Genomic DNA, 25,669 nt, shown 5'->3' on the forward strand with positions numbered 1-25,669 from the left:
ATACCATTTTAAACTATTGTTTACCTGCACGTAATGTATTATACGCATCGATTAATTTTGGATCTAATAAATTATTAAAGAAAGGTTCTAATCACATATCGTCATATGCAGGTTTTCCATTTCCTCCATTTTTATGTAAAATAATTGGTTTAAACATATCTGAATATCTGTAATATGTTCCTTCTTCTTTAGAACCCTCAGGTGCTGCTGTTGCTGATTCCATTGTTTCAACAAAACCTGTTGGAGTTCCTGTAGATTCTGAAATATCTTCAGCATGTTCAATAAAGAAATTAATAAAGTCATAAGCAAGATCTTTATGTTTTGAATATCTTGACATTACCATATTATCTGAATAAATATTTGTTGTCTGTTTAGTTGGCTTTGAACCTTCTTCATCAGATTTTGTTTCAACATTACCATTTGGTCTGCCATATAAATAATAAACTTTTGGTTCATCATCGGCTTTTGGACTAACTGAAAACAATTTGTATTCATCTTCTTCATCATCAGTTTCTAAAGTATCTTCACCATTATAAATTACATTAGCATAAGAAAGGTCACCATTATACATTACAGCAAAATCAAATTGAGCTTCACTAGCTGTTTGGATTAATGAGTCACCTTGTAATCCTACGTTTTTATAACTAAGTAATGTTTTTAATTCTTTAGCTGCTGCATCAATTTGACTTTGTTTTGTTAAATTACCTGTACCATATAATATTTGTCCAGCAATTGCAAACACATTTTTAGGGTCTTCATTTAACACAACTTCTTTGCCATCTTTTGCTGCTTCTCATAAAATTCTTCATGATAACTCTGAGTTATTCATTGCGTACTCATAAGAAATATCATATTGATCATTTGGAGCTAATGATATTCATTCAACTGATCCTTTTTCTCTTTTTAATAAAGTTTCAGGATGTTTTTGAATTAATCATTTAATGTTTGAAGCGTCAGGATTTGAACTTGTTCTACTTGTACCGATTGAATTTGGATTAACAGCAATAACTAAATCCCCTCATAAGTAAGGGATTGCATAATCAACAATTGTTCCACTTCCTAGACCTTTTCCCTCATATTCGCCTTCTTCAACATATTTAACTTCTGATTTACTCATAACATTTAATAAATCACTACTAATTTCTAACTTTTCAGAATCTTTATTTTCGTTTTCTGATTCAGCAGTTTTAATATTTTCTTTCATTTTTTCTGGATTAATTGCTATATTTTCATCTCCAAAAGGTTTTGATCATGCATTAATTTTTGAATAGTCTAATGGTTCTAGTTTTCCTTCTTCAGCCAATTTCTGAACCATATAATCACTTGGAACCATTAAATCATAATTAAAAGTATAAAGTTTGTTATATAAAGTTTCATTTGAATCATACTCTTGATAATTAACTCTTACTTTATTTTCTTTTTCAAATTGTTTGATTAGTGAAGGGTCAATATATTCACCTCAGTTACCAATAACTAAATCATAAATATTATTCATGACAAACGCTACTGTTAATCCTGTAAATGAAACTAAAACCAATAAAGAAACCATTATTACTTTTCAACTTCTTGCAAAAAATCCTTTTGTGAAGTTAGCTTCATCTATGTTTATTGGAAAGTGTTTTTCTTTTTGCTTTGCAATAGCTAACTTAATTTGATCTATTTTGTTATTTTTTGAAGCAATCAAATCATTTTGAGTTTGCTCAAATTTTATAAATGTTTGTTTTTTTAATTCAACTAAAGTTTTATCATTTGGGTTAGATGCAATTTTTTTGTTTAATTTATTAGTTACACTAACTTTTCTAAAAGCTTGTGTCGCTATTAAATCAAGTCTACTTGCTAAATCATTAATTTTGTTTTCATTAATTTGTTTGATTTCTTTTAATTTTTCAACAATCATTCTAAGTTTAAAGTTATTTTTTCCTTCTTCAACTTCAATTTTTCATTCTTCATAGTATTTGATTTTTTTGTTGTATCAGTTAACAGTACTTTTTGAAGGATTTACTTCTGCCTTAAAATCTTTTTTCAATTGCTTAATCTTTTTATTAATTGAAGCAGCTTTTTCTTTTGCTTCTTTTTCTTGTTCGTTTAATCATGCAATTTCTTCTGACAAGAATGTTACTTTTTCTTCATTTTTTTCTAATTGAATAGAGATTTTAGCAGCCCTTTTCACTTCAGTTGTTTTAGATAATTGTTTTTCTAATTGTTTTTGTTTTGCTAAAGCTTTTTTAAGTCTAGAAGCATATCTTTTTTCACGATTAATTGTATTTTGTAATTTATATCTTTTTCATTCTAACTTTGCTATCTTTTTATCATAATTTTTTGAATTAGCTATTTTTAATTTAAATTTTAAAATACAGTATTTAAATCAAATTGGAATATTAAAACTAATTTTTCTTTTTGTTCCTGAATTTAATGCATCAAAAAGCAATTGAATTTCTTTTTCAATTTTGTAAATTTCTTTTGATTTATATGTTCCATTTTTGATTTTTAATTTTGTTGATTCTTTTTTTTCTTGAGCAAATAAGAAAGCATTTCAAATAATTACTCCTGCTGCGATTATTGCGACCATCATTGTTCCAAAGGCAAAAATATATGGTTTAATTCTTTTTGCTGAATAAATAAATGATGCTACGTTTGTTTGAGCTCCTCCAGTGAAATATGAAATTATAAAATCATCAAAACTCATAGCAAAAGCAATAACAGTTGCTATAACAATTGCAGGTTTTAAAATAGGCAAAATTACTTTAAATATAACTGTGCTTGTTTTTGCGCCTAAATCATAACTTGCTTCCACAATTGATTTGTCTACTTTTCTTAATCTTGGCATAACTGTTATTAAAACATAGGGTACATTAAATGAAACGTGAGCCATAATTAATGTTAATATTCCAAACTTTAATCCACAGATTAAGAATACAACCATTAAAGCAACAGCTGTAATAATGTCAGCATTAATTAATGGTATATTTGCAACTGACATTCATTTGCTTTGTTTTCTTTTTGTTAATCTGCTTAAACCAATAGCAGCCATAACTCCAATAACAACACTAATTGCTGTGGAAACAACAGCAACAAATAAAGAAGTAATTATTGATTTTATAAAGGGTGAGTTTTTAAAAAACTCTTCATATCATCTTGTACTAAAACCCATTCAATTTGAAACAGATGAGCCACTGTTAAATGAAAATACTACCATTATTCCAATAGGAACATAAATAACTAATAAGATTAAAGCAAAGTAAGTTGATCTGACGAATCTTTTCATGATTTAGCTCCTTTCTTTTCAAATTTATTTGTAAAGAATTTAGATACCATCATCAATAAGAATACTAATGCTGCTAATACAACACTAATTGCGGCTCCAAATCCAAAGTCACTTCCTTTAAAGAAATATGACTCAATTATTGATGTAATTAAATTAATTTTTCCATTACCCATATATTGAACAACTATAAGTGAAGTTGCTGCTTGTAACAGAACAAGTGTAATTGCAGTAATAACCCCTGGCATTGATGATCTAAAAGTTATTCCTCAAAAAGTTTTATATTTTGAGCAACCTAAATCCATTGCTGCCTCTTCAATATCTCTTCTTCTTGAGTCTAGAGCATCATAAATTGGTGTTATTGCAAATGGAATAAACATATAAGTCATTCCAATAATAATTGCTATTTGTGTTCCTAAAGCACTAGGGGCCATAATTAAGAATAAACTTCTTAGTCCTAGTACTTTTAAAAGCATTGAAATTCACATAGGCATTGTAATCAATAATCACATATTTTTTGCTAATATTTTTGATCTCATTTCTGACATTATTAAAGCTATAGGATATCCTAAAATAATACAAAATAATGACGCTATAAAAGCATATGCTATGGTTAATCCCATAGACATCATAATATTTCCATTTTTAAATAATCTAATAAATTTTTCTAAACTAACTTCAAACATTTTCAAGTCGCCGCTTGGTTGAACTAATGAATACACAACAATTGAAAGAATAGGAATAATTACTAACAAAATCATAACAATAAAGAAAGGCAATAAAATAGGTCATGCTTTTCCCTTTGCAAAGTTAAATAATTTAGTTTTTCCTAAAGTCTTGTTAATTTCTTTTAATTTTTGACGAACTTTAATCTTGTTTTCACGTGCAATTTCATTATCAATTGCTGATTCCAATTGTTCTTGGTCAAAAGCTACAGAAATTTTTTTATCTTTTTTTGCCATTTCTACTCTACTTCTTTTCACATTACATGAATTGCTTCATCATTTCATTTAATAGAAACTTTATCATCAACTTTAAATGTTTGTGTTGTGTGTATTTTTCAAATTCTTTTTTTAGTTGTTTCGACCAATAGTTCTCAGTGCACCCCTTTAAAAGTTGTATGCATTACAGAAGCATTAAAAAACCCTGTGTTAACTTTTTTAATCTCAATATCTTCTGGGCGAATTACGATATCAATTGATTTTTCATTTTCACCAAAGTTAGTATCATCACAAACAAATGCTTTACCATCTATTTGAACTTTATTATCTTCAATAAATACTCCATCTTCAATAATGTTTGATTGTCCAATAAATTTAGCTACTCATAAGTTTTCTGGTTCATTATAAATATCTTCAGGAGTTCCAATTTGTTGTATTGAACCTTCGTTCATAACAACAACACGATCACTTATGCTTAATGCTTCTTCTTGATCATGTGAAACCATTAAAAATGTAATACCAATTTCTCTTTGTAGCCTTTTTAGTTCTTCACGCATATGCTGTCTTAATTGAACATCTAAAGCTGCTAATGGTTCGTCTAATAATAAAACTTTTGGCTTCATAACTAAAGCTCTAGCAATTGCAACACGTTGTTTTTGACCACCAGAAAGATCATTAATATTTCTATCTTCAAATCCTTCTAATCCTACTTGTCTAATTTGTTTTAAAACTTCACGTTGTAAGATATCTTTTTTAGTTTTTTTAGTTCTTAAGCCAAACGCAATGTTATCAAATACATTTAAATGTGGAAATAAAGCATAAGATTGAAAAATTGTATTAAATTGTCTTTTATTAATTGGGATTGGTAATAAGTCCTTACCTTCAAACATAATTTGTCCACTGTTTGGTTTTTCAAAACCTGCTACAATTCTTAAAGTTGTTGTTTTACCACAACCTGATGGTCCTAAAAGAGTAATAAATTCTCCTTCTTTAATATTTAAATCTATACCTTTTAAAACAACTTTACCATCGTAGTCTTTAGTTACATTACGTAACTCTAAGATGTTATTTTCCATTTTGGTTTCCTCTTTTTCTTCATATATGATTGTTGAGTTTTAAACTCAAAAAAACATGTCATCATATGACAAAATAGAAGTCGTTATTTACTTGACTTCCTACTTAAGGGAGAGGCTCTCAGTTTCTAAAATAGTTTCAAAAATTTGGGTATGGCTAAATGCAACATCTAATCATTCAAGAATTAGATATTGTTGTGAATTTGAAATTTCTTTAAATTTTAATAAATTCATAGCTTACCTCCTTTTAAAACAACTAAATAAATTTTATATTAATTATTTAAAAAATGTATAAAAAGTTATTTTTTAGAAATTAAAAAAACGAAGCTTTAATTACTTCATTTTTTGCATTAATATTATTTAAAAATATTTTTAAATAGATAATCTCCAACTCCACCTTCTCCAGCTGTTAAAGCTGTAACATCATCAGCAACTTCCTTAACTAAGTCTTTAGCATTTTTCATGGCTACACCTTTACCTGCTCATTTAATTGCTGCCATATCATTTTCACCATCTCCAAAGTAAATAACATCTTTTGGATCTATATTCAACTGCTCAGTAACATATTTCAGTCCATATGCTTTATCAACACCATTTGGATTTAATTCAATATTTGAGTGAGATTCAGAAACATAACTAAAAGCAAAAATGGAAATGTCATTCTTTTCAGCAAATTGTCTAAATTTTTCCATGTGCTTTGATTTACCAAAACAAATAAATTTACTTACTTTTAATCTATTAAAATCTGTTTTGCTGTTGTAACTTATTAATTTTTGTCGTTTTGTTTTAAATTTCATGAATGTTCTAAAAGCACTTATTTTTTTATTGCAGTATGCATATTTTTCATCTTCAGAATATGCAAAAATTCTAATTTTATTTTTATTAGCACAATCAAATAGTTCTTTGGTTAATTTTGGCTCAAATGAAACTGTATAATATATTTTTATTTCTTTACTATTTTCGTGATTAAAACTAAAAGATTGACCGCCATTTTGAGAAACAAATGGATAGAGTGAATCTTCTATTTGTAGTTCCTTAGCAATATGATGTATTGTTGTTAAATTTCTACCTGTTGCAATAACTACTGGTATGTTTAATTCTTTAGCTTTTAAAATTGCATCCTTTGTTTTTTGATGAATACCAGTTTTATGGTCAAATACTGTTCCATCAATGTCAATTGCTATCATCTTTATCATTTAAGTTACCTCTTTTTTGTATTTAAATAAATTATACTTTAAGGAAATTTAAATAAAAGAAAACTAAGAATAAATCTTATGAATATATTTTTGCAAGTATACAAAATGTTTTTTTATTAATAATAGGTCATTTCATTCGTGAAATGACTTTTTGCTTGCTTTAAGTAGTTATATGCAGGTGGATTTTTTGATTTAATTCTAATTCTGATTAAGTTATAATAATTAATGTAATTTTCAATGATTTCTTTGATTCTGTTAAAGTCTTTTTGTTTAAGTACTTCTGGTTCTTCAGTTTTTAGCTGTGAAAAAAATGTTTCACAAGCTGCGTTATCAAGTGATAAACCTGGATTTGATAATGAAATGATCAAGTTATTATCTTTAGCAAATCTTTGAGCTTAAATTGATGTATATTGGTATCCGTTATCAGAATGAATAATTTTAACTTTAGATGAATCATGAAATTTTTCTGCACTCTTTCAAGTATCTTTATATATTTTATTATCATTTATTTTTGAAACAGTATGCCCAACTATAAAACCAGAAGCAACATCTTTTAAAACGCTTAAATAAACATAACCTTTATTGCAAGGAATGTATGAAACATCTGTAACTCATAGTTCATCTTGTTTATAATCATTTCATTTTCTATTAACAATATTTTTAAATTTTCGATTCATGTTTTTTATTTTCTTTTGGTTTCTTAATAAATTTTTTTATTCTAAGATTTGAATATAAGTTTAAAAGTTTCATGTATCTATAAACTTTAGAACAACTAACTTTAATTCCTTTATTTTCTAATACTATTTGAATTCTTGGGTATCCATATCTTGCGTTATTTTGTTTAAAAATACTTTCAACTTCATAGGCAAATGTTTTATCAAATTTAATTTGATACTCCGGCATTCCTTTTTTAAGTCATAAATAATATGTTCTTCTTGTGATTTTTAAAATTTCACAAATTTGATAAATTTTGTATTTATTTTTTAATTTATAAGTTAATTTACATTTATTAAATATTATTTCTTTTTTTGAGATTCTCTCATCAACTCATCAAACTTTTTTCAGATATCTCGCTCCATATTTGCTTGCTTAAGTTGTTTTTTTAACATAGCTATTTCTCTATCTTTTGAATCAAGAGATCTAGATGAAGGTTTCGCTTTGCCTTTTTGCTTAACATTCATTTTTCCAGTTTGACTTTCCAACGCAGATAGTCCGTATATTTCATAATCAAGGCATCATTTTCTAATTGCTGAATAAGATACATTGTATTTTTTTGATAACTGTGAAAAAGTCATTTGTTTTTCAAAATGTTCTTTTACTATTATTTCTTTTTCTTGAGTTGATAAGATAATTGATTTGTTTCCTTTGATATTTGCCATAAAAAAAATTCTCCTTGTATACACATTTTAATGATAAATTGTTTTTTTATCATTTTTGTATACTTAGAGAATTATATTCAAGAATAAATCTTAGCTTTTTTCTTATTTTAAGTGTTCTAAAAAACTTAATGCCCCTAAATATTGAACTGTTTGATTAGCAAACATATTTGACTTTTTAATAATTTCTGTAATTTGCTCTGTTGGCGAATTTTCATTAATTTCTAAAGATACATATTCATTGATTAAATTTGAAATAAAAGCATCTCCAGCACCAGTAGTATCTACTAAATTTTCAGCTAATATAGTTGGTACATAATTTAATTTATTTTTTCACCCAAAAATAGTGTCATTACATCCACGAGTTATACAAACTAATGCAGTTGGGTTTTTTTGCATTATTGATTTAATAGCCTCTTCTTGATTTTCAATTTCTGTTAATAACAATAATTCATCTTCTGAAAATTTGATTAAGCTAGCTTTTTCCATGTACTTTTGACAATGCATTTTAAAAGCTTTAATTTCATCTTTAGTAACTCAAAGTTTATCCCTAAAGTTGGGATCAAATGAAAATTTAATTCTATTTTCCACTGCTAATTCAAATAATTGATTATATGATTTTTTTAAATTACCATCTAAAAAACCAGTAGCACTTCCAAAATGAATAAAATCTATTTTTGAAAGTTTTTCTCTATTTTCTTTTTCAAGTTGATATTCAGCATCACTATTTCTAATAAATTGGAAAAATCTTTCTTTATTTTCATCTAGTGTAACTTTAGCAATTGTAGTTGGTTTATCACTTGCTTGAACAAATTCATCTTTAACATTAAATCTTTTTATAAATTCTTTAATTAAAGGTGAAAATTCATCATTTCCTAAACTTCCCATAAAATAGCTATTATTTTTGTTAATTGCCCCAATTGAACAAGCAACATTAAATGACGCCCCTCCAACTTCGCTTTTGGTTGTGTTATTTTCTGAATAAACATCCATTAACACTTCTCCTATTGAAACTATATTTTTCATTTTATTGTCCTTTTATCTCATTTTTAAATATTATATTATTTCAATTATATGAGTACCCTTTTAATTGATTAATTTTTACATTCTTAATGTCTGTTTGAATTTCATTGTGTTTATCAATAAAGAATCGAACTGATATAGCATATTGACCTTCATTTATAAAAATTTCCATAACACTTCTATCAATTAAAATTCTTAAATTTTTAACATTTAAGTTACCCAAATTAATTATTGATGGTAAATTTTCTTCATCTTTAAAAGTGGTATTAGTTCTATCAATGATAAATTCGTTATTTATATTTGAAATTAAAATATTTTCATCTTTAGCATTTTTAATTTTAATTTTAAAATCACTACTAATTTGATTAGCAATTATTTCACTTAAACCATTTTGATAATTATAAGAAACTTTTGCTAAAGATATTTCAGTTTGTCTTAAAGCATCTATCTCTTTTATTGGTAATTGATATAAATGATCATTTTTAACAAATAAGTCTCTAGGTAATGTAAGTTGATTACTTCATGTTGTTAATTCAGGTGGAAAAGGATTAGATTTAGAATTTCCTAATCATCCTAGCATAATAACTCTTTCACCAGTATTACTAAATACTTGAGGCGCATAAAAATCAAAACCTAAATCAATTTTTATTAAATTAGTTTTATATGTAAAATTAATTTCATTATCAACTTCAACTTCTCTATATTTTACAAAATGACTTCCATCTTTAAGCGGTGTGTCTTGTTCTAGACAAGCAAAAACATATTCCCTACCATCTAATTTAAAGTAATTAGGGCATTCTAACATATAAGCATTTTGATCGTCATTTTCATCAAATTTAATATCTTTAAAATTTTCTCAAGTTTCACCATTAAATTTATAAACATTTAACATTGCTTTTAAATCAGTTGTTTGTGCACCATTTAACATAAATAATTCATTATTTTTTTCAAATACAATGGGATCTCTATAGTGACCTGAATATTTCGCTAAATCAGCTTCAAATAATAATTCTTTTGTTACTATTTTTTCTTTTAAATCAATAAATGCTTTTAAAGTGTACGCAGTTCTATCTACATCATTAAATTTAACATTTCCTGTATAATATATTTCAATTTCATTGTTTTCATTTACTCTGGCACTTCCTGAAAATACTCCATTGATATCATATTTTGTTGAAGGAATTAAAGTTAAACCTTCATAGTTATAATTTATAAAATCAGATGTTGTATATAAAGCTCATGATTTGTTGAAATGTTGAATACTAAATGGACAACTTTGCATAAAAATATAATACTTACCATCTTTATAAGTTAATCCATTAGGATCATTTGTTGATCCTGAATATCCAGCTAAATGAAATTGATTGTTGTATCAGTCGCTTTCTTTCTTATCATGTCATTTTTGAATATCTTTAAGATCTTCATTGCTTATTAAACTATATTTTTCTTTTTGCATGTACTTACTCCGCTTTGTTTTTTCTAAATTTAATTTTTCCAAATTTTAATTTGTTTTTTAATTGATCAAATTTTAATCCTAATTTAGTTTTTTTAGCCTCAACGCCTTCTTGAAATAAAAACAAAGTCAATAAGAACGCTGAACCAAATGCAATTATGTTAACTCCAATGATTCCCAATAATTTAACTCAGTCTCCTGTGTATAATAATAACCCTGGAATAACAGTAACTCCCATTCCTGGACATGTAATACTTAATATTCCTGCAAATAATCCTCCAAAGAATCCACCAATTGATGCGTAAATAAAAGGCTTAACTTTTGGCAAATTTGTTCCAAAAATTGCTGGTTCTGTAATTCCAAAGAATGTTGAAAGAGCTGCTGAGAAACCTAATTCTTTATCCGATTTATCTTTTGCCTTAATTGCAACAGCCATTGCTGCACCACCTTGTGAAATAATTGATGCTGTTCAAATAGCATTAAAGATTGAACCTGCTGGTTCTGCTCCATTTGCTCCTGGTAAGCTTCCATCAATTACAAGTTGCATTTCAAGGCCTTGCAACACTTGGTGACAACCTGTAATAACAATACCTTGTAAAAGACCTGCTATAATAGCTGTTCCAAAACCATATTTAATTCCTAAAATTCATTTTGTTGAAATTAGAATTCCTTGTTCAACCATTAATAAGATTGGCCCAAAGAAGAATAATGCAATTAATAATGCAATTGTAATAGTTAAGAATGGTGTAAAAATCATATTAACTGATTTTGGCATTCAAGTTTTGATTCATTTTTCTAAGTAAGCTACACAAATACCAATTATTAATGCTGGTAAAACTGAACCTTGATATCCAGTAATCGGAATAATTCAAAGTTTAATTGGTGCAATAGCTGCTGTTGAAGGATCCCACACTTTACTTTCAGCTGTTGGAATTTGACCCATTCATTTCAATCCTGCTTTAATTCATGCATTATAAATATCAATTGGTGTTTTGTTTAGTTCAAATTGATTGTTATAAAAATCTAATTGAGCATTATAAGCGGCAATTGAACCCTTATTTGGTAATAAAGGACTAACTAACATTAATCCTATAATAATACCTAATACTGGGTTTCCACCAAATCTTTTAACTGTTGATCAACAAACAAGAACTGCTAGTGAATCAAATGCAGTTTTTGTAATTATGTCTACAATTATTCAAAGCAATGAATCTAATTGAGCTCCAGATGGTTTAATAATTTGTTTTAGTAAAGCAGAAACTCCCATTGCTAATCCTGCAGCAACAATTGCTGGAATAATAGGAACAAATATATCTCCTAAAACCCTCATACCTTTTTGAATTTGACCAAAAAATCCTGATTTATTTCTTAAAGCTTCTTTATTTGCCTTTGCTTGTAGTTTAAAATCTTCTAATTTATCACTACTTATTTTTTCATCTAATGGAACATTACTTACTTCCATATTTTTTTGAACTTCTTCATAAACCGCTTCAACAACTCCGCTACCTAATATAATTTGTAGTTGATTTTGTGCATAGTTTATCCCTTTTGTTAATGGAGACGCTTTGATTTCAGCTTCATTAACTTTTGTCTTATCAACTAGATTTAATCTTAATCTTGTAACACAATGAAGGTAAGATTCAATATTGTCTTTACCACCAGCTGCGTCAATAAAACGTTTTGCCTCTAACGCATAATCTTTCTTTTTCATTTTTTCCTCTTTTTATTTTCTTCATTCTATAAAATCTCATTTGAAATACTTTGGCTTATATCTACTTATTCTATATTCAAGTAGCTCACCAAAAATTCCGTATACGTTTCCTTCATCAACAATAAAACCTGTCAATGTTTCATCATTAAAAATATGAACTAAATTTTTATCAGTGGCATCTTCAAAATATATTTTCTTTGAAGAGTGACTTACTTTAGAAGGTGTTTCATGTTCAACAAACTTCATTAAGCCATTTTCATTTAAATAATTTAAAGTTAAATTTTTATAAATTGATTTTGGCACATAACTTTCTTGATATAAAATAACTTCATTAGTTTCATTGTCTTTTCTTACACATTTAAAAAAGTAAACATCAGTTCCTTCATAAAAATTAGTTAATTTTGACAATTCATTATCAACTTTACTTTCTTTTAACTCAAAGTATTTATTTATTGAATTTGGAAATAACTCTCTAAAACTAAATAATAAATTGTTTTGTATTTTTTCTTGAACTACATATCCTTTACCATTTACTGGTTTAACAATTTGTAATTCAATTAATTTGTTAAATGCAATTCTAATTGGTTGCTCACTGTACTTAAATTTTGTTTTAAGCATATTTTGACTAGGTAATACTTCGCCTGCTTGAACTTTATTTTCTCTAATTAAGTGCATTAAATAATCGAATACTATTTCTCATTTTTTATCCATTACATTTTCCTTCGTATTAATCATTATTTTTTAATTATACTGATTTTCAGATGGATTTAAGTAATTTTTAATTGATTGTTTTCCTCAATCTGTTCTTAGTAGCAATGCAGATGCACCCGCTGTTGCAAAAACAGAAATTAACATAGCAATTGTAATATGAACCCCCATTGGAACTCCTGTTAAAATTGCGTGAATATTATTTGCTTCAAAATACTTTTTAGTTTCAACTGTATTTCAGTCAAATTGAACTAAACCAATTCAAGATGCACTTCCTAATGAGTTTGCCATAGTATGTGTCATTCCTAATCATCATCCAGCAATAGCTGAACCTATAGCAGCTGAAATAAATAGTGGTTTAATTTGTAAGTTAATTCCAAACATAGCAGGTTCTGTTATCCCTGTGTAACCACCAAATGTTGATGAGATTGCTTTAGATCTTTCAGTTTTATCTTTTGTATAAAATACTAACATAAGTGCTGCTGTACCTTGTGCAATGTTTGAAACACATGCAACAGGCGTAATGAATGATAATGAATGACCAAATTGTAAATTACTATCTACAAGTAATTGTGTTTCAATTGGTAAAAATCCTTGGTGTAAACCTGTAATAACTAAGAATGGATAGAATCCTGCAAAAATCATTCCTCCAAATCCAATAAAGTTTCAGTTTGTATATTTAAATAATCCTGATAATCCTAATGAAATACCTTTTCCAATTATTTCTCCAAGTGGAGCTATTGCTCAGAAAGCTAATCATGAAGACAATATAACCGTACCTAAAGGCACAACTATAATTGCTACTACTTGAGGAGTTCATCTTTTCAATACTTTTTCTATATTAACTGATAAACCAATAACAAGTAAAACCGGAACAATTTGTGCTTGATATCCGATTAATTTTATTTTAAAGAAACCTGAAAATATTGTGTAATAAACTCCTACAATTTTATCAAGCATGATTTCTACATTTTCAGGTTCTGTTAAATTATTATCAGAAAAATATTTATGTAAAGCTTCTATTCTAAATTTTTGAATTATATCTGCTGGAGTATTTATATCAAATCCCAATTGTATTGGTGTATTTGTTGAATACCTATTAAGCAAAGCTGGAGAAACTAAAACTAGTCCTATTGCCATTCCTAAAAATGGATTACCTCCTCATTTTTTGGCTGCAGTATATCCAACGAATACTGGGATTGATCCCATTATTCCTCCGCCAATAACATCAAGCAATTTTGCAAAACCTGTGTTTGGTGATATTTGATTTACTAATGACATAATTGCCAATGACATACCTCCAGCAATAAATACTGGAACTAATGGTACAAAAATAGAAGCAAATGAATTCATCCCTCTTTTTGATATCATTAACATATTTGATTTTGTTGATAATTTTTTGTTTCAAAATATTTGTTTATTTTCTGGTTTTAAATCACCTGTATTTGATGAATTTTCATTTACAATTAAATCAATTTCTTTATAAACTTTATCAACTACACCAGCACCAATAATAATTTGATGTTGATTTTCTTGTTTTTTATAACCTTTAAAAAGTTCTGTTTTTTTAATTTCATCTAATTTAAATTTTTCATCATCTTTAAGAATAAATCTCAATCTTGTAGCACAATGATAAATTTCTTGTATGTTTTCTTTACCACCTATTAATTCAATAATTTCTAAGGCGTAGGCTCTTCAATTAATCTTTTTCATAATTCTCCTTTGCTTATTATATATTTTATTAAAAAATGCATTACTTTATTGTCTTAAAAACACCTATAATCATAACTTTTTCAAAAAAAAGAAGCTATTAAGCTTCTTGTGAAATTTCAGTTTTCTTATCTTCATTTTTAAAAAATAAAATTTTTATTTGAGGTTGAATTGTTATACTGTAACCAACAAGTAATAACAACATAACACCAAACACTTTTCAAGTATCTGAATTACCATTGATAACAAATGTAATATCAGCTGCCATCATCATTGCAGTTGCCATAGTTAACACAACTAAAGTAGTAATACTAATAATCATTGTTTGAAAAGGTTTTCTAAATAATAATTTCAATATTGGTAAAATCATTGATGCTCAGACTAAAATAATTCCAGTTAAAGCTAACGCAAAATATTGCTTGCTTTCTGTTACTTCTGTTACATTAGATAAATTAACTCCATCTTTAAAACCAATGCTATAAAAAGCAACTAAAGTTAAAATTCCAAAAATCATTACATTTATACAAACTGCCATATTTAAAATAAGTTTTTTAAATTTTTTCATAATTCTCCTTTGTTTGTCTTTTATTTATATTAACATAGAAGTGTACTTTTATCTATTATCATTGAAACTTAGGTACAAAAAAACAATGTATCTTCACATTGTTTTATTAAAAATTATTTAGAAGCTAAAAATGCATCTACTAGTTCAATAACTTCAGGAGTGTCATCAGATGCAAGTGCTTTATTTGCTAATTCTTCAGCTTCTGTCATAGTAATTTTGCTCATTAAAGCTCTTGCTCTTAGCATTGAAGTTGCACTCATTGAGAATGCATCTAGTCCCATTCCTAAAAGTAATGGTAATGCTTGAATATCTCCAGCCATTTCTCCACACATACCAACTCATTTGTTGTTCTTGTGTGCACCTTTAATTGTTAAATCAATTAATTTTAAAATTGCTGGGTTTAATGGTTGGTATAAGTATGAAACATTTTCACTCATACGGTCAGCAGCCATTGAATATTGAATTAAATCATTTGTTCCAATTGAAAAGAAATCAGCATATTTACTAAATTTATCAGCATTAACAGCAGCAGCAGGAATTTCAACCATCATTCCAACTTGAACATTTTCATCAAATGCAATGCTTTCTTTTCTTAATTCTTTTTTACATTCTTCTACGATTGCTTTAGCACGTTTGAATTCATCAACAGTTGCGATCATTGGGAACATAATTCCTAATTCCCCATGCGCACTAGCTCTTAATAAAGCTCTTAATTGATCTTTAAAAATATCTTTTCTATCTAATGTAAAACGAACAGCTCTATATCCTAAGAATGGGTTCATTTCGTGTGGGAATTCAAAGTATGATAATTTTTTGTCTCCACCAATATCTAATGTACGGATAACAACTAATTTACCTTTCATTGCATCCATTACTTGTTTGTAAGCAACATATTGTTCTTCTTCTGTTGGGAAGTGGTCATTGTCCATATATAAGAATTCTGAACGGAATAATCCAACTCCCTCTCCACCATTTTCAATAACTGATTCAACATCAGTTGGAGAACCAATATTAGCTTCAATTAATTTTTCTTGTCCATCAGCAGTTTTTGATGGCAAGTCTTTAAATTTTTGTAATTCAGCTTTTAAGGCAGCAAATTCTTTTGCTAATTTTTCGTATTCAGCTTTAATTGAATCTGTTAAATCTAATTCAACAACTCCTGTTGTTCCATTTAAAGCAAAAACTTCACCATTTTTAACATCAGTTGTAATTGTTCTTAATCCTAAAACAGCAGGAATTTCTAAACTTCTTGCCATAATTGCAGCATGTGAAGTTCTTCCGCCAATATTAGTTGCAAAACCTTTAACAAATTGCTTGTTTAATTGAGCAGTTTGCGAAGGTGTTAAATCTTCAGCAACAATAATAATTTCTTCACTAATTGTTGATAAATCAACAATAGCAATACCTAATATATGTTTAATGATTCTTGAAGCAACGTCTTTAATATCAGCACTTCTTTCTTTAAAATATGGATCATCCATTGAAGCAAACATTTCATAAAAGTTATTAGTTACTTGTTGAGCTGCAAATTCAGCACAAACAGACTCAGATTTAATAACATTTATAATTTCGTCTTTAATAGCTGGATCTGATGCGATTTCTTTATGCGCATCAAAGATAGCCGCTTTTTTAGGACCTAATTTTTCTAATGTAGTAATTTTTAAATTTTCTAAATCTTCAATTGATTTATTAACTGCGTTTTCTAATTTTAAAACTTCAGCATCAATATCAGAAACTTTTGTATTTTTGATTTCTATTTGGTCTTCTGCTAGAACTAATGCTTTTGCTACTGCAATACCTTCACTAGCTCCAATACCTTTAAATTGTTTACTCATATTTTTTTCTCCTGTTTAAGTTATTTCATAACATATATAATTATAATATTTAAATACTATTTTTTATATTAAAAATATTAAAAAATGGAAAAAATTATTGTAATAAAAATAAAAAATGATGGAAAACCACCATTAAATTTCTTTAAAAACTACTGAGTCAACAGGAATGTTATTACCAACACAGAAATCATAAAGCATTTGATCTAAAACTTGTTGATTCTCTGATTCAGCAGTAAATAAAATTTCTGCGCCTCTCATAATTACTTTTTTCATATTTAATTCTCCTATAATTTTTATTTTCTTTTAAATTCTTTTGGTGCTAGTGCGCCATTTCTTTTATGTTCACTTATTTTATGCAAATGATCAACTCTTGCTTTAACATCTTGATCATTTATTTCACCAGCTAAATAAGCATCAATTTGATCATAAGTAATTCCTAACTCACTTTCATCAGTTTGATTTTCTCATAAACTTGCTGTTGGTGCACGATTAATGATTGAAGTAGGAACTCCTAATATTTTTGCAGCTTCTCTAACTTCTCTTTTTAATAAGTGAACTAAAGGAACCATATCAACTCCACCATCACCAAATTTAGTGAAATATCCAATATGTCATTCATCAAGATTATCAGTTCCTAAAACTAAGTATGAATTTGTTTGAGCAACAGTATAAAGAGTTGTCATTCTTAAACGAGCTTTTGCATTAGCAATAGCTAATTTATGATCAGGTGTTGTTGATTCTTTAATTGCCTTTTTAAATGATAAGAATGTTTCTTTTAATTCAACATCAATAGCTTTGATTCCACATTGATCAATTAGTTCTTGTTTACATTTGTAGTCTTCTTCACTAGACTCAATTGGCATTCAAACAGCTGTATAATCATTTGGAAAAGCTTTTTTTGCTAAACAGGCAACAACAGCAGAATCAATTCCACCGCTTATCCCAATAACAACACCTTTTGCGTTTGCATTTTTAACTGTTTCTCTAATAAATTCAACTAAATAATTTAAATATTCTTTTAATTCCATAATTGTCTCCTTTATAAATTAATCCATTCATTCAAGTTCATATTCAAATACTTTTACAATATCTCCAGCACCTACACCACGTTCTCTTAACATATCATAAACGCCTGATTTTTTAAGTTTTTCATTAAACAATAATAAGTTATCATCAGTTGTGATTGGAAATTTTTGATAAATTTTATAAATTGTATCACCTGCAACTTCTCATCTACCATTACCTTTATTAATAATTTGAATATCTTCTTCATCTTCTTCAAGGCGATAGACTTTAATTCCTTCATAAATATCTTGTTCCATTTCTCACAATGGTACATATTTTGCAGTTTCAAGTTCCTTTGCAATTTTTAATAGTAATTCATCGACATTATCTTTTAATAATCCTGATACAAAAACAACTTTTTTATCTTTAAAATATTTTTGGATATGTTCTTCCATCATATTTAACTGCGCTTCATCTGTATCCATTTTATTAGCAACAATAATTTCAGGTCTTTCATCCAATTTATAATTATACTTAACTAGTTCACTTCTAATCAATTCATAGTTCTTAATTACATCTTCTTGGCCATAATTCCCACTCATATCTAGAACATGACAAATTACTCTACATCTTTCAATGTGTTTTAAAAATTGGTGTCCTAATCCTTTTCCTAAACTAGCTCCTTCAATTAATCCTGGCAAATCAGCTACAACAAATGTTGAACCGTCTTTAGATCTAGAAACTCCCAATTGAGGATTTAAAGTTGTAAATGCATAATCTGCAACTTCAGGTTTAGAGTTTGATATAGCTCTAAGTAAAGTCGATTTACCCGCATTTGGTAATCCAACAAATCCTACATCAGCTAATACCTTTAATTCAGCTTTAACTTCATAGAATTGCCCAATTTCACCAGCTTCAAATATGGTTGGTGCTTTATTTCTTGAGTTCGCAAATCTTGCATTCCCTTTTCCACCTTTTCCGCCTTTAGCAACTAAAACTTGCTTTTTGTCCTCATCCATGTCAGCCAAAATTGTTCCAGTTTTATTGTCAATGATTAATGTACCAACAGGAACTCGAACAATAAGATCTTTACCTTGAGCACCATGCATATTTTTAATATCACCTTTAAATCCGTCTTGAGCACTAATTTGCTTTTGAAGTTTTAAATCAAGTAATGAGTGTTTTCCGCCATCAGCTTCAAATATAACACTTCCACCATTTCCTCCATCTCCACCGTTTGGACCACCATTGGGCACGAAAAGTGCAGTATGGAAACTAACTGCACCATTTCCTCCATTACCAGCTTTGATAGTAAATTTAGCTGTATCAATAAATTTCATATTTTTCAGCTCCTTTCTTTTTTATTATATTAAATCATTTGATTTCAACATTCATCACATAAAAATGTTGGCACATGTTTATCAAAATTAATGTCTTCAAATTTTTGTCATTCCTGAATAGGTTTTTCAATCAACTTTTCAACTTCATTATCTGTTAAGTTTTTCTCTTGTTCTTTTATAAGTGTGCCAATTGGTTTTGGGTGGTCTTTTAAAACAAAACTGATTTCTGGATCATAACAAAGTGAACACCCTATTCCAAATGCTTGAATCATCACATCATTAAAATCATTAAATTCTAGATAATTATCTTTATCAAAATTGATTTTGTTATTCATTACCTTTAATCTCCTTTAATAATTCTGATGCTTTTTCTTCGTCAAAATCAAATCACTGTTTAATATATGACATCTCTTTCTTTTCTTCTAACATTTCTACAGCAAATAAAATAAATGCTGCAGCTTTTTCATTTAAGAACATTGTATTAAAATTATCTAAGTTATTTAAATAAAAATTTATATTTATCATCTTTGCGTCATGCGCTATCCCTGGATTCTCATTTTCTATACTTTTTGAAATGACTTCATCAATCTCAGTGATAAATTTAAAGTTATCATCAAAATTAATTTCAAAAGGATTTCATTGTCTTTGGACACCACTATATGAAACATCAAAAATCTTATTTATTTCTTGCTCTTTTAAAGTATAAAGAATTAAAGTTTTTATTGAATTATCAATTTTTTTTAAAAGAAGAATTTCACTAACTTCATTTAGCTTGTCTCTTAAATTAATTTTATTTAAAAAATTTATACCAAATGCTTGTTGTTCTCTATCATCTGATTTTAATAATTGCAAAATGTAATCAGCATTAAGATTATTGTTGTTGCTTGCTTTATTTGAAATTTTTTCAAATATTTCTACTTTAAATTTCATAAGTTGCTCTTCAATATCTGAAGGAACATAAGGCATTGATAATTCTTGATTTATTTTTAATAAAGCAGTTTCAAAATCATTTTCTAGAACTAATTCTTTTAGTTCAGCAATTAGTTCATCATAAAAATTCATATAAACCTCATTTCAATAAAAAATCATGCCTATTATAGCATGATTGATGTTTTCGAGTGGTGCCCACGAGAAGGCTCGAACTTCCGACCTCACGCTTAGAAGGCGCGTGCTCTATCCAACTGAGCTACATGGGCAATTAATAATTACATATATAAATATAACATAAATATTAATAAATTTAAAAGTAATTTTACAAAAGATTTAATATTTAAACAAAAAATAAATAAAAAAACTACTTTAATTTAGTAGTTCTGTTTATTTAAATTATTATCATTTATTTTTTGGTTTTCTTGATGAAACATTAGATGAAGAATTTCTTCTACTACGAGTTCCAGATCCTTTATTTTCTCTTGGACCTGAATGTACTCATTCACCACGACCTGAGCTTCTTCTATCTCTTCTTTCGTCTCTTCCACGGTTTGAATCTGATCCGCCTTTTTTATCATTAAAAGAATCTGGTCTTTTGTCTTTACCAGTTACTCTTTCTCAACGACCTGAATCTTGTTGTGAGTAGTCAGTTTTAACATCTCATGAAGAATGTCTAGTTCCTTCATATTTTTTATTTTCTCTGTCTGCACGACCTGAATCTCTTTTTTCGTCTCTACCACGTTTTGAATTTCTGTCTCCGCGACCTAAACTTCTTCTATCATCACGACCAGGTCCGCGGTTTGAATCTCTTCTGTCTCCACGATCACGACCACGGTTTGCATCTCTTCTATCATTTTCAAAATTGTTTGATCTGTTTTCTTGATTTTCATTTCCTGAATAATCGTCTACTAATGATAAAGCTTTTTTAGCAACTTCTTTTTCTTCTGGTGATAATGATAACATTCTTTCTTCTCATGATTGTGAAGTTCAAGCGCTTCTAGCATTATCAATTCTTTCACTTGTTCTTCTTCTTTCACCACGACCAAAATCTCTTCTATCATTGTGACCAGCATTTCTTCTGTCATCACGACCACGACCTGAATCTCTTCTATCTCCACGACCTGAACTTCTTCTGTCATCACGGTTTGAATCTCTTCTATCTCCACGACCTGAGTTTCTTCTGTCATCACGACCACGACCAGAATTTCCTCTTCCTTCTTGTTTTTCAACTTGACCATATTCAGAAATTTGCATTTCATCAATAATTAATTTAAAGTTTTTTTCTATACCTTTAATTTGTCTTAAAACATTTTGATTTTGTACAAAAGTTATTGAATCTCCTTTTGTATTATTTCTTCCTGTTCTTCCAATTCTATGAACAAAATGTTCGTCTTCCATTGATACATCATAGTTAATTACATAATCAACACCAGTAATATCGATTCCACGTGCAACAACATCAGTTGCAACTAAAACTGAAATTTCATTGTTTCTAAATTTTGCTATTGCTCTTGATCTTTGTGATTGTCTTTTGTCTCCATTAATAACTATTGCTCTAATTCCAGCAGCTTCTAAGTTATCTGCAATTTTATCAGTATGATTTTTTGTGTTTGAGAAAATTATTGCTCTTTTAGGTTGATGTTTTTCAAAAACTTTAACAATTAAATCTTCTTTACTATAACCTTTTGTAAAAATAAAAGTATTTGTAATATTCGCGTTTACTTCAATTTGATTTTCAATTTCAATTACATCATATTGATTCATATAATCATTAGCTATTTGCATTACCTTTGGTGATGTTGTTGCTGAGAATAAACCAATTTGAACATCAGGTGAAACTCTTTCAAATAATGCATCAATTTCACTTTTGAATCCCATTTTTAGCATTTCATCAGCTTCATCTAAAATGATTGTTTTAACATCTTCTAATTTTAAAGTTTTTCTGTTTAAGTGATCATTCACTCTTCCTGGAGTTCCCACAACAATTTGTGCATCTCTTAATCTTTTAATTTGATCACGCATGTCAGCTCCACCAATCAATGGAGCTATTACTAAGTTTTCGATTCTAGAACCAAATATTCTAATTTGATTAACAATTTGCATCGCTAGTTCTCTTGTTGGTGCCATAATTACGGCTTGAACCCTTCTTTTATTTGGTTCAATTTTTTCTAAAATTGGTAATACGAATGAGGCTGTTTTTCCTGTACCAGTACTTGATTTACCAAAAATGTTTTTTCCTTCTAGGAAAAGTGGTATCGCTCTTGCTTGAATCTCTGTTGCTTCATTAAACTTAGCTTTTTCCAGTGCGATCAATATTTTATCGCTTAGTTGTAATTCTTTAAATGTCATTTTCTATCCTTTTTCTATACTCAGGATCAAAAAATAATCATTTTAAATCACAAGTCATTTATATATTATAGCATAGTTGTTTGTAATTAAAAAAATAATTTTAATTTAAAAAAGTAGTCAAATAACTACTTGTTTATTATTATTTTAATTTCATTTCTTTTACTTCAGATAAAGTAATTTCATGTTCTTTGTCAAACTTAATTCTATTGAAATCTTTTACGAAAAATCTTGAAGTAAAAATTGTCTCATAATTATCAGCAAATACTTCAATTGATGAAGAATCAATAAATATTTCAATTTTTTGATTTTTTAATTTTCTTATTGCTTTTCTTGGTGATTCAAAATCTCAATCAACTTTAGATGTTTGATTTGTTCTGTCTAAAATTATTTCATTATCAGTAAAAATTATTTCAATAAATTCATTTTCATTATTTAAAATTTTAATATTTATATTATCTTTTAAATCAAATTCTAAGTGTATTGCTTTATTTACATTAAACTGATTAGTTAATTTTTTAATTGTATTTGTTAGCACATTCTTTTTGAATTCTGAATAAGGTTTTTGAACTAAATTTTCTTTTGCTCAACTTAACTCTCTTGGTATAGTTAACATTGAATGTCATGAGTATTGATCAGTTGGATATTGAACATCAACAGCTCCTAGTCAACCTATCATTAATAATTTTTCATCAACTCAATAAGTTTGAGGTGCATAAAAATCATGCCCAAAATCCATTGTTTTTAAAATTGATTTTTCATTTAATTTATTGTTCTCAAAATCTAGATTATCTAACTTAGTATAAACAACATTTCTTGAACTATTTAGTTCATAAGGATTTTTTTCATTAAATCAACCTTCTGATGATTGCATGAATAATATTTTGCCTTCTAAATAATCTAAGTTAGGGCATTCTCACATGTATCCATATGTTTCATTTAAGGAAGGTTTTAAAATTCTGTCAAAAGTGTATTTTTCCATATCATCTGTTTTATAAAAAACTAATCCACCTAACATATCGTCTTTGCACTGTGCACCAATGATCATATATTTGTTATTTTTGTATTCAAATATTTTTGGATCTCTCACATGTGGTGTAAATAAATTTTTGTCATGTTTAACAACAACTCTTTTATTTACAATTTGTTCATCAATAAAATCAGCTTTAATTTGAACTTCTTCAATCATTTCACCGTTTTCTTCAATATTACCAGTGTAATAAATTTTTACACCGTCTTTCTCTTTGAAAGCTGAACCAGAAAATGCACCTGTTTTTTCGCATTCTTCTGTTGGAATAATTGATACTCCTAAGTCATCATAATTAATAAAATCTTTAGTTTTGACTAATCTTCAGTGTTTCATACCATGGTATGGTTGAACTGGTGATCATTGATAATTAATATAATGTTCTCCGTCTATATACACAAGACCATTCGGATCATTTAATAAACCATTTGGTGGTGCTATATGATAAGTTGGTCTATAATATTTGTCATTTGCTACTAACTCATTTGCTTTACAAATATCTTCTTTTTTATGTTCTGTTATTAAGTTTAATATTGTTTTTTTATTTAGTTTCATATTATTTTACCGAAAAATCTCTTTCTAAAACTTTGTTGCTCATTTCTTTAAATACTTTTAACTTTGATAATCCTATAGTTGCAAAGAATGTTGTTATAAATGTTGCTAAAATAGCAATAGCCATTCATAAATAAGGGCCTCCTGCAATAGTGTTAACATTAAAATTATTTAATATTTCTTTATCAGTTGTTATTGATAAAAAAATTAATAAAGATGCGTTACCATTTGTGCATATAACTCCAGCAAATGTTGTAATAATAATACCTACAGTAGCTCCAATACTTGCTGCTATTACTGGATAAATAAATTTAAGTCCTACACCAAATAATGCAGGTTCTGTTGAACCACTAACATATGCTAATGAATAAGATGGAATCGCTGTTCTTTTCAGTTCTTTATTGTGTCTGTTAATTAGCGAAACAGCTAGGATTGATGTTGCAACTGCAATATTTAGTTGAGTAAACAAAGGCATCATTGTTGTTCCACCAAAATTTGTAAATTGTTGTAAATTAATAACAACAAGAACTTGAATTAAACCTGTTATGACTAACCAGGGTAAGGCTAATCCTAAAATTGGATTAAATATATATTTAGCAATGTTGTTTGTTGTTGCTCAAACAATACCTACATTCATTCCGTATGTTAATAACAATCCAACTGGTGCTATTAATAATAGAGCTATAAAAAATGTTGAAATTGTAATCATTGGAATTGCAATCATTTCTTTAAAAACAGGAATATCAAATTTATTTGCAAATCTTTCAATATATACTGCTAAAAAACTAACTCCTACAATTGGTAATATTTGACCCTCAAATGAAATTTTTCATGGATAACCAGTCTTAATAAATGAAACAGTTTCATCTCAATTAAATAAACCTCCGTGCTTTCCATCCATTATTGAGTTAGTTGTCAATAAACCATGAAAACATAAAACTACTCCAATAGATATACCAATTGCTTGACTCCCTTTCATCAATTTAAATATTGATCAAGGAATCATAATAGAAAAAGCTAAAACTAAACTATCAGATAATGTTCTAAACATAAGTCCTATAGCTGCTGCAACTTTTCCTGTGCTAGCTATAGTTCCTGCAGCTATTTTTAATTCATCATTCCCCTCAGTGTTAAAGCCAAAGTTAATTCCATTAAACACATTTGATAATGTTGCTACAATAGCCATTGTTATAAGCAAAGGAATTAATGGTTTAACAATTATTGCTATACCATCTGTGAAAGCTTTAAAAAAGCTTTCTGACTTGTTAACTCTTACTTCAAAGTCATTGGGCACTTCATCATAAGAAATTTTTAAAGCCTTTAATAAGTTTAAGAAAACTTGCTCAATATTCTTGTTAATGATTAATTGGACATAATCTTCTTTTAATAATGTTTTTACAAAAATTATAGAACTTTTAAGCTTGCTTAAGTCTAGTTTTGACTTGTCAATAACCTTAATTCTAATTCTTGTTGAACATCTATTAATTAATTCGATGTTTTTTATTCCACCTACAGCTTCTCTTACTTTTTTGCATTCATCATAAAAGTGACTGTTAATTTTTACATGTCTCATTTTTTTAAACCTTTCAAATAATAATAATTTCTATTAATTGATT

The 25,669-nt window shown here is 27.7% G+C and carries 24 protein-coding genes and 1 tRNA gene; all 25 read right to left on the reverse strand.

Going from position 1 to position 25,669, the window contains the following annotated elements; genetic code table 4:
• Positions 1–13: 13 nt before the first annotated feature.
• The 25 genes from potCD to MTABA_RS03025 all read right to left on the reverse strand — a co-directional run bounded on the left by potCD (position 14) and on the right by MTABA_RS03025 (position 25,626).
• Complete coding sequence (gene potCD, locus MTABA_RS02910; RefSeq protein ID WP_100679669.1) at positions 14–3,265, reverse strand: spermidine/putrescine ABC transporter permease/substrate-binding protein; 3,252 nt, start codon at positions 3,263–3,265, stop codon at positions 14–16.
• Complete coding sequence (potB, locus tag MTABA_RS02915; protein ID WP_100679670.1) at positions 3,229–4,224, reverse strand: spermidine/putrescine ABC transporter permease; 996 nt, start codon at positions 4,222–4,224, stop codon at positions 3,229–3,231. The genes potCD and potB overlap by 37 nt, the downstream gene beginning before the upstream one ends.
• A gap of 2 nt (positions 4,225–4,226) precedes the next feature.
• The gene (potA, locus tag MTABA_RS02920) at positions 4,227–5,279 is read right to left on the reverse strand and encodes a spermidine/putrescine ABC transporter ATP-binding protein (protein WP_100679671.1); all 1,053 of its coding nucleotides are present in this window, start codon (positions 5,277–5,279) and stop codon (positions 4,227–4,229) included.
• A gap of 99 nt (positions 5,280–5,378) precedes the next feature.
• A complete protein-coding gene (locus MTABA_RS04000) occupies positions 5,379–5,510 on the reverse strand; it encodes a hypothetical protein (protein ID WP_279627004.1) in 132 nt (43 codons plus the stop codon).
• 122 nt (positions 5,511–5,632) lie between these two features.
• Positions 5,633–6,472, reverse strand: coding sequence for an HAD family hydrolase (locus MTABA_RS02925; protein ID WP_100679672.1), 840 nt, complete (start codon positions 6,470–6,472; stop codon positions 5,633–5,635).
• Between the two features lie 116 nt (positions 6,473–6,588).
• Positions 6,589–6,840 (reverse strand): IS3 family transposase, encoded by a 252-nt coding sequence (locus MTABA_RS02930; protein ID WP_100679673.1) that lies wholly within the window; start codon positions 6,838–6,840, stop codon positions 6,589–6,591.
• 27 nt (positions 6,841–6,867) lie between these two features.
• Positions 6,868–7,149, reverse strand: coding sequence for a DDE-type integrase/transposase/recombinase (locus MTABA_RS02935; protein ID WP_100679674.1), 282 nt, complete (start codon positions 7,147–7,149; stop codon positions 6,868–6,870).
• On the reverse strand, positions 7,133–7,375 hold the full coding sequence (locus MTABA_RS02940) for an IS3 family transposase (protein ID WP_100679675.1): 243 nt from the start codon (positions 7,373–7,375) through the stop codon (positions 7,133–7,135). The genes MTABA_RS02935 and MTABA_RS02940 overlap by 17 nt, the downstream gene beginning before the upstream one ends.
• 113 nt (positions 7,376–7,488) lie before the next feature.
• Entirely contained in the window at positions 7,489–7,851 is a 363-nt protein-coding gene (locus MTABA_RS02945) for a transposase (RefSeq protein WP_100679676.1), read from the reverse strand.
• A 102-nt stretch (positions 7,852–7,953) separates the two neighbouring features.
• Positions 7,954–8,874: a carbohydrate kinase family protein gene (locus MTABA_RS02950; RefSeq protein WP_100679677.1), complete on the reverse strand. Its 921-nt coding sequence runs from the start codon at positions 8,872–8,874 to the stop codon at positions 7,954–7,956.
• Position 8,875: 1 nt separating this feature from the next.
• Positions 8,876–10,327, reverse strand: coding sequence for a glycoside hydrolase family 32 protein (locus tag MTABA_RS02955; RefSeq protein ID WP_100679678.1), 1,452 nt, complete (start codon positions 10,325–10,327; stop codon positions 8,876–8,878).
• Positions 10,328–10,331: 4 nt separating this feature from the next.
• The gene (locus tag MTABA_RS02960; RefSeq protein ID WP_100679679.1) at positions 10,332–12,035 is read right to left on the reverse strand and encodes a PTS transporter subunit EIIC; all 1,704 of its coding nucleotides are present in this window, start codon (positions 12,033–12,035) and stop codon (positions 10,332–10,334) included.
• Positions 12,036–12,047: 12 nt separating this feature from the next.
• Positions 12,048–12,746 (reverse strand): GntR family transcriptional regulator, encoded by a 699-nt coding sequence (locus MTABA_RS02965; protein ID WP_100679680.1) that lies wholly within the window; start codon positions 12,744–12,746, stop codon positions 12,048–12,050.
• A 30-nt stretch (positions 12,747–12,776) separates the two neighbouring features.
• Complete coding sequence (locus MTABA_RS02970; protein WP_100679681.1) at positions 12,777–14,456, reverse strand: PTS transporter subunit EIIC; 1,680 nt, start codon at positions 14,454–14,456, stop codon at positions 12,777–12,779.
• 97 nt (positions 14,457–14,553) lie between these two features.
• The gene (locus tag MTABA_RS02975) at positions 14,554–15,018 is read right to left on the reverse strand and encodes a hypothetical protein (RefSeq protein WP_100679682.1); all 465 of its coding nucleotides are present in this window, start codon (positions 15,016–15,018) and stop codon (positions 14,554–14,556) included.
• A 113-nt stretch (positions 15,019–15,131) separates the two neighbouring features.
• Positions 15,132–16,853 (reverse strand): phosphoenolpyruvate--protein phosphotransferase, encoded by a 1,722-nt coding sequence (gene ptsP / locus MTABA_RS02980; protein ID WP_100679683.1) that lies wholly within the window; start codon positions 16,851–16,853, stop codon positions 15,132–15,134.
• A 132-nt stretch (positions 16,854–16,985) separates the two neighbouring features.
• Positions 16,986–17,126: a hypothetical protein gene (locus MTABA_RS02985; protein ID WP_100679684.1), complete on the reverse strand. Its 141-nt coding sequence runs from the start codon at positions 17,124–17,126 to the stop codon at positions 16,986–16,988.
• A gap of 20 nt (positions 17,127–17,146) precedes the next feature.
• On the reverse strand, positions 17,147–17,881 hold the full coding sequence (gene nadE, locus MTABA_RS02990; protein WP_100679685.1) for an NAD(+) synthase: 735 nt from the start codon (positions 17,879–17,881) through the stop codon (positions 17,147–17,149).
• Between the two features lie 18 nt (positions 17,882–17,899).
• Complete coding sequence (gene obgE / locus MTABA_RS02995) at positions 17,900–19,198, reverse strand: GTPase ObgE (RefSeq protein ID WP_100679686.1); 1,299 nt, start codon at positions 19,196–19,198, stop codon at positions 17,900–17,902.
• Positions 19,199–19,227: 29 nt separating this feature from the next.
• A complete protein-coding gene (locus MTABA_RS03000) occupies positions 19,228–19,533 on the reverse strand; it encodes a hypothetical protein (RefSeq protein WP_100679687.1) in 306 nt (101 codons plus the stop codon).
• Entirely contained in the window at positions 19,526–20,260 is a 735-nt protein-coding gene (locus tag MTABA_RS03005; RefSeq protein WP_100679688.1) for a hypothetical protein, read from the reverse strand. Before MTABA_RS03005 ends, MTABA_RS03000 begins: the two co-directional genes overlap by 8 nt.
• Positions 20,261–20,317: 57 nt before the next feature.
• Positions 20,318–20,394: transfer RNA gene (locus tag MTABA_RS03010), tRNA-Arg, on the reverse strand.
• Positions 20,395–20,527: 133 nt separating this feature from the next.
• Positions 20,528–22,477 (reverse strand): DEAD/DEAH box helicase, encoded by a 1,950-nt coding sequence (locus MTABA_RS03015; RefSeq protein WP_100679689.1) that lies wholly within the window; start codon positions 22,475–22,477, stop codon positions 20,528–20,530.
• 139 nt (positions 22,478–22,616) lie between these two features.
• A complete protein-coding gene (locus tag MTABA_RS03020) occupies positions 22,617–24,056 on the reverse strand; it encodes a glycoside hydrolase family 32 protein (protein ID WP_100679690.1) in 1,440 nt (479 codons plus the stop codon).
• A gap of 1 nt (position 24,057) precedes the next feature.
• On the reverse strand, positions 24,058–25,626 hold the full coding sequence (locus tag MTABA_RS03025; protein WP_100679691.1) for a PTS transporter subunit EIIB: 1,569 nt from the start codon (positions 25,624–25,626) through the stop codon (positions 24,058–24,060).
• Positions 25,627–25,669: the final 43 nt, after the last annotated feature.

The sequence above is a fragment of the Mesoplasma tabanidae genome (assembly GCF_002804025.1).
Classification (GTDB): domain Bacteria; phylum Bacillota_I; class Bacilli_A; order Mycoplasmatales; family Mycoplasmataceae; genus Mesoplasma; species Mesoplasma tabanidae.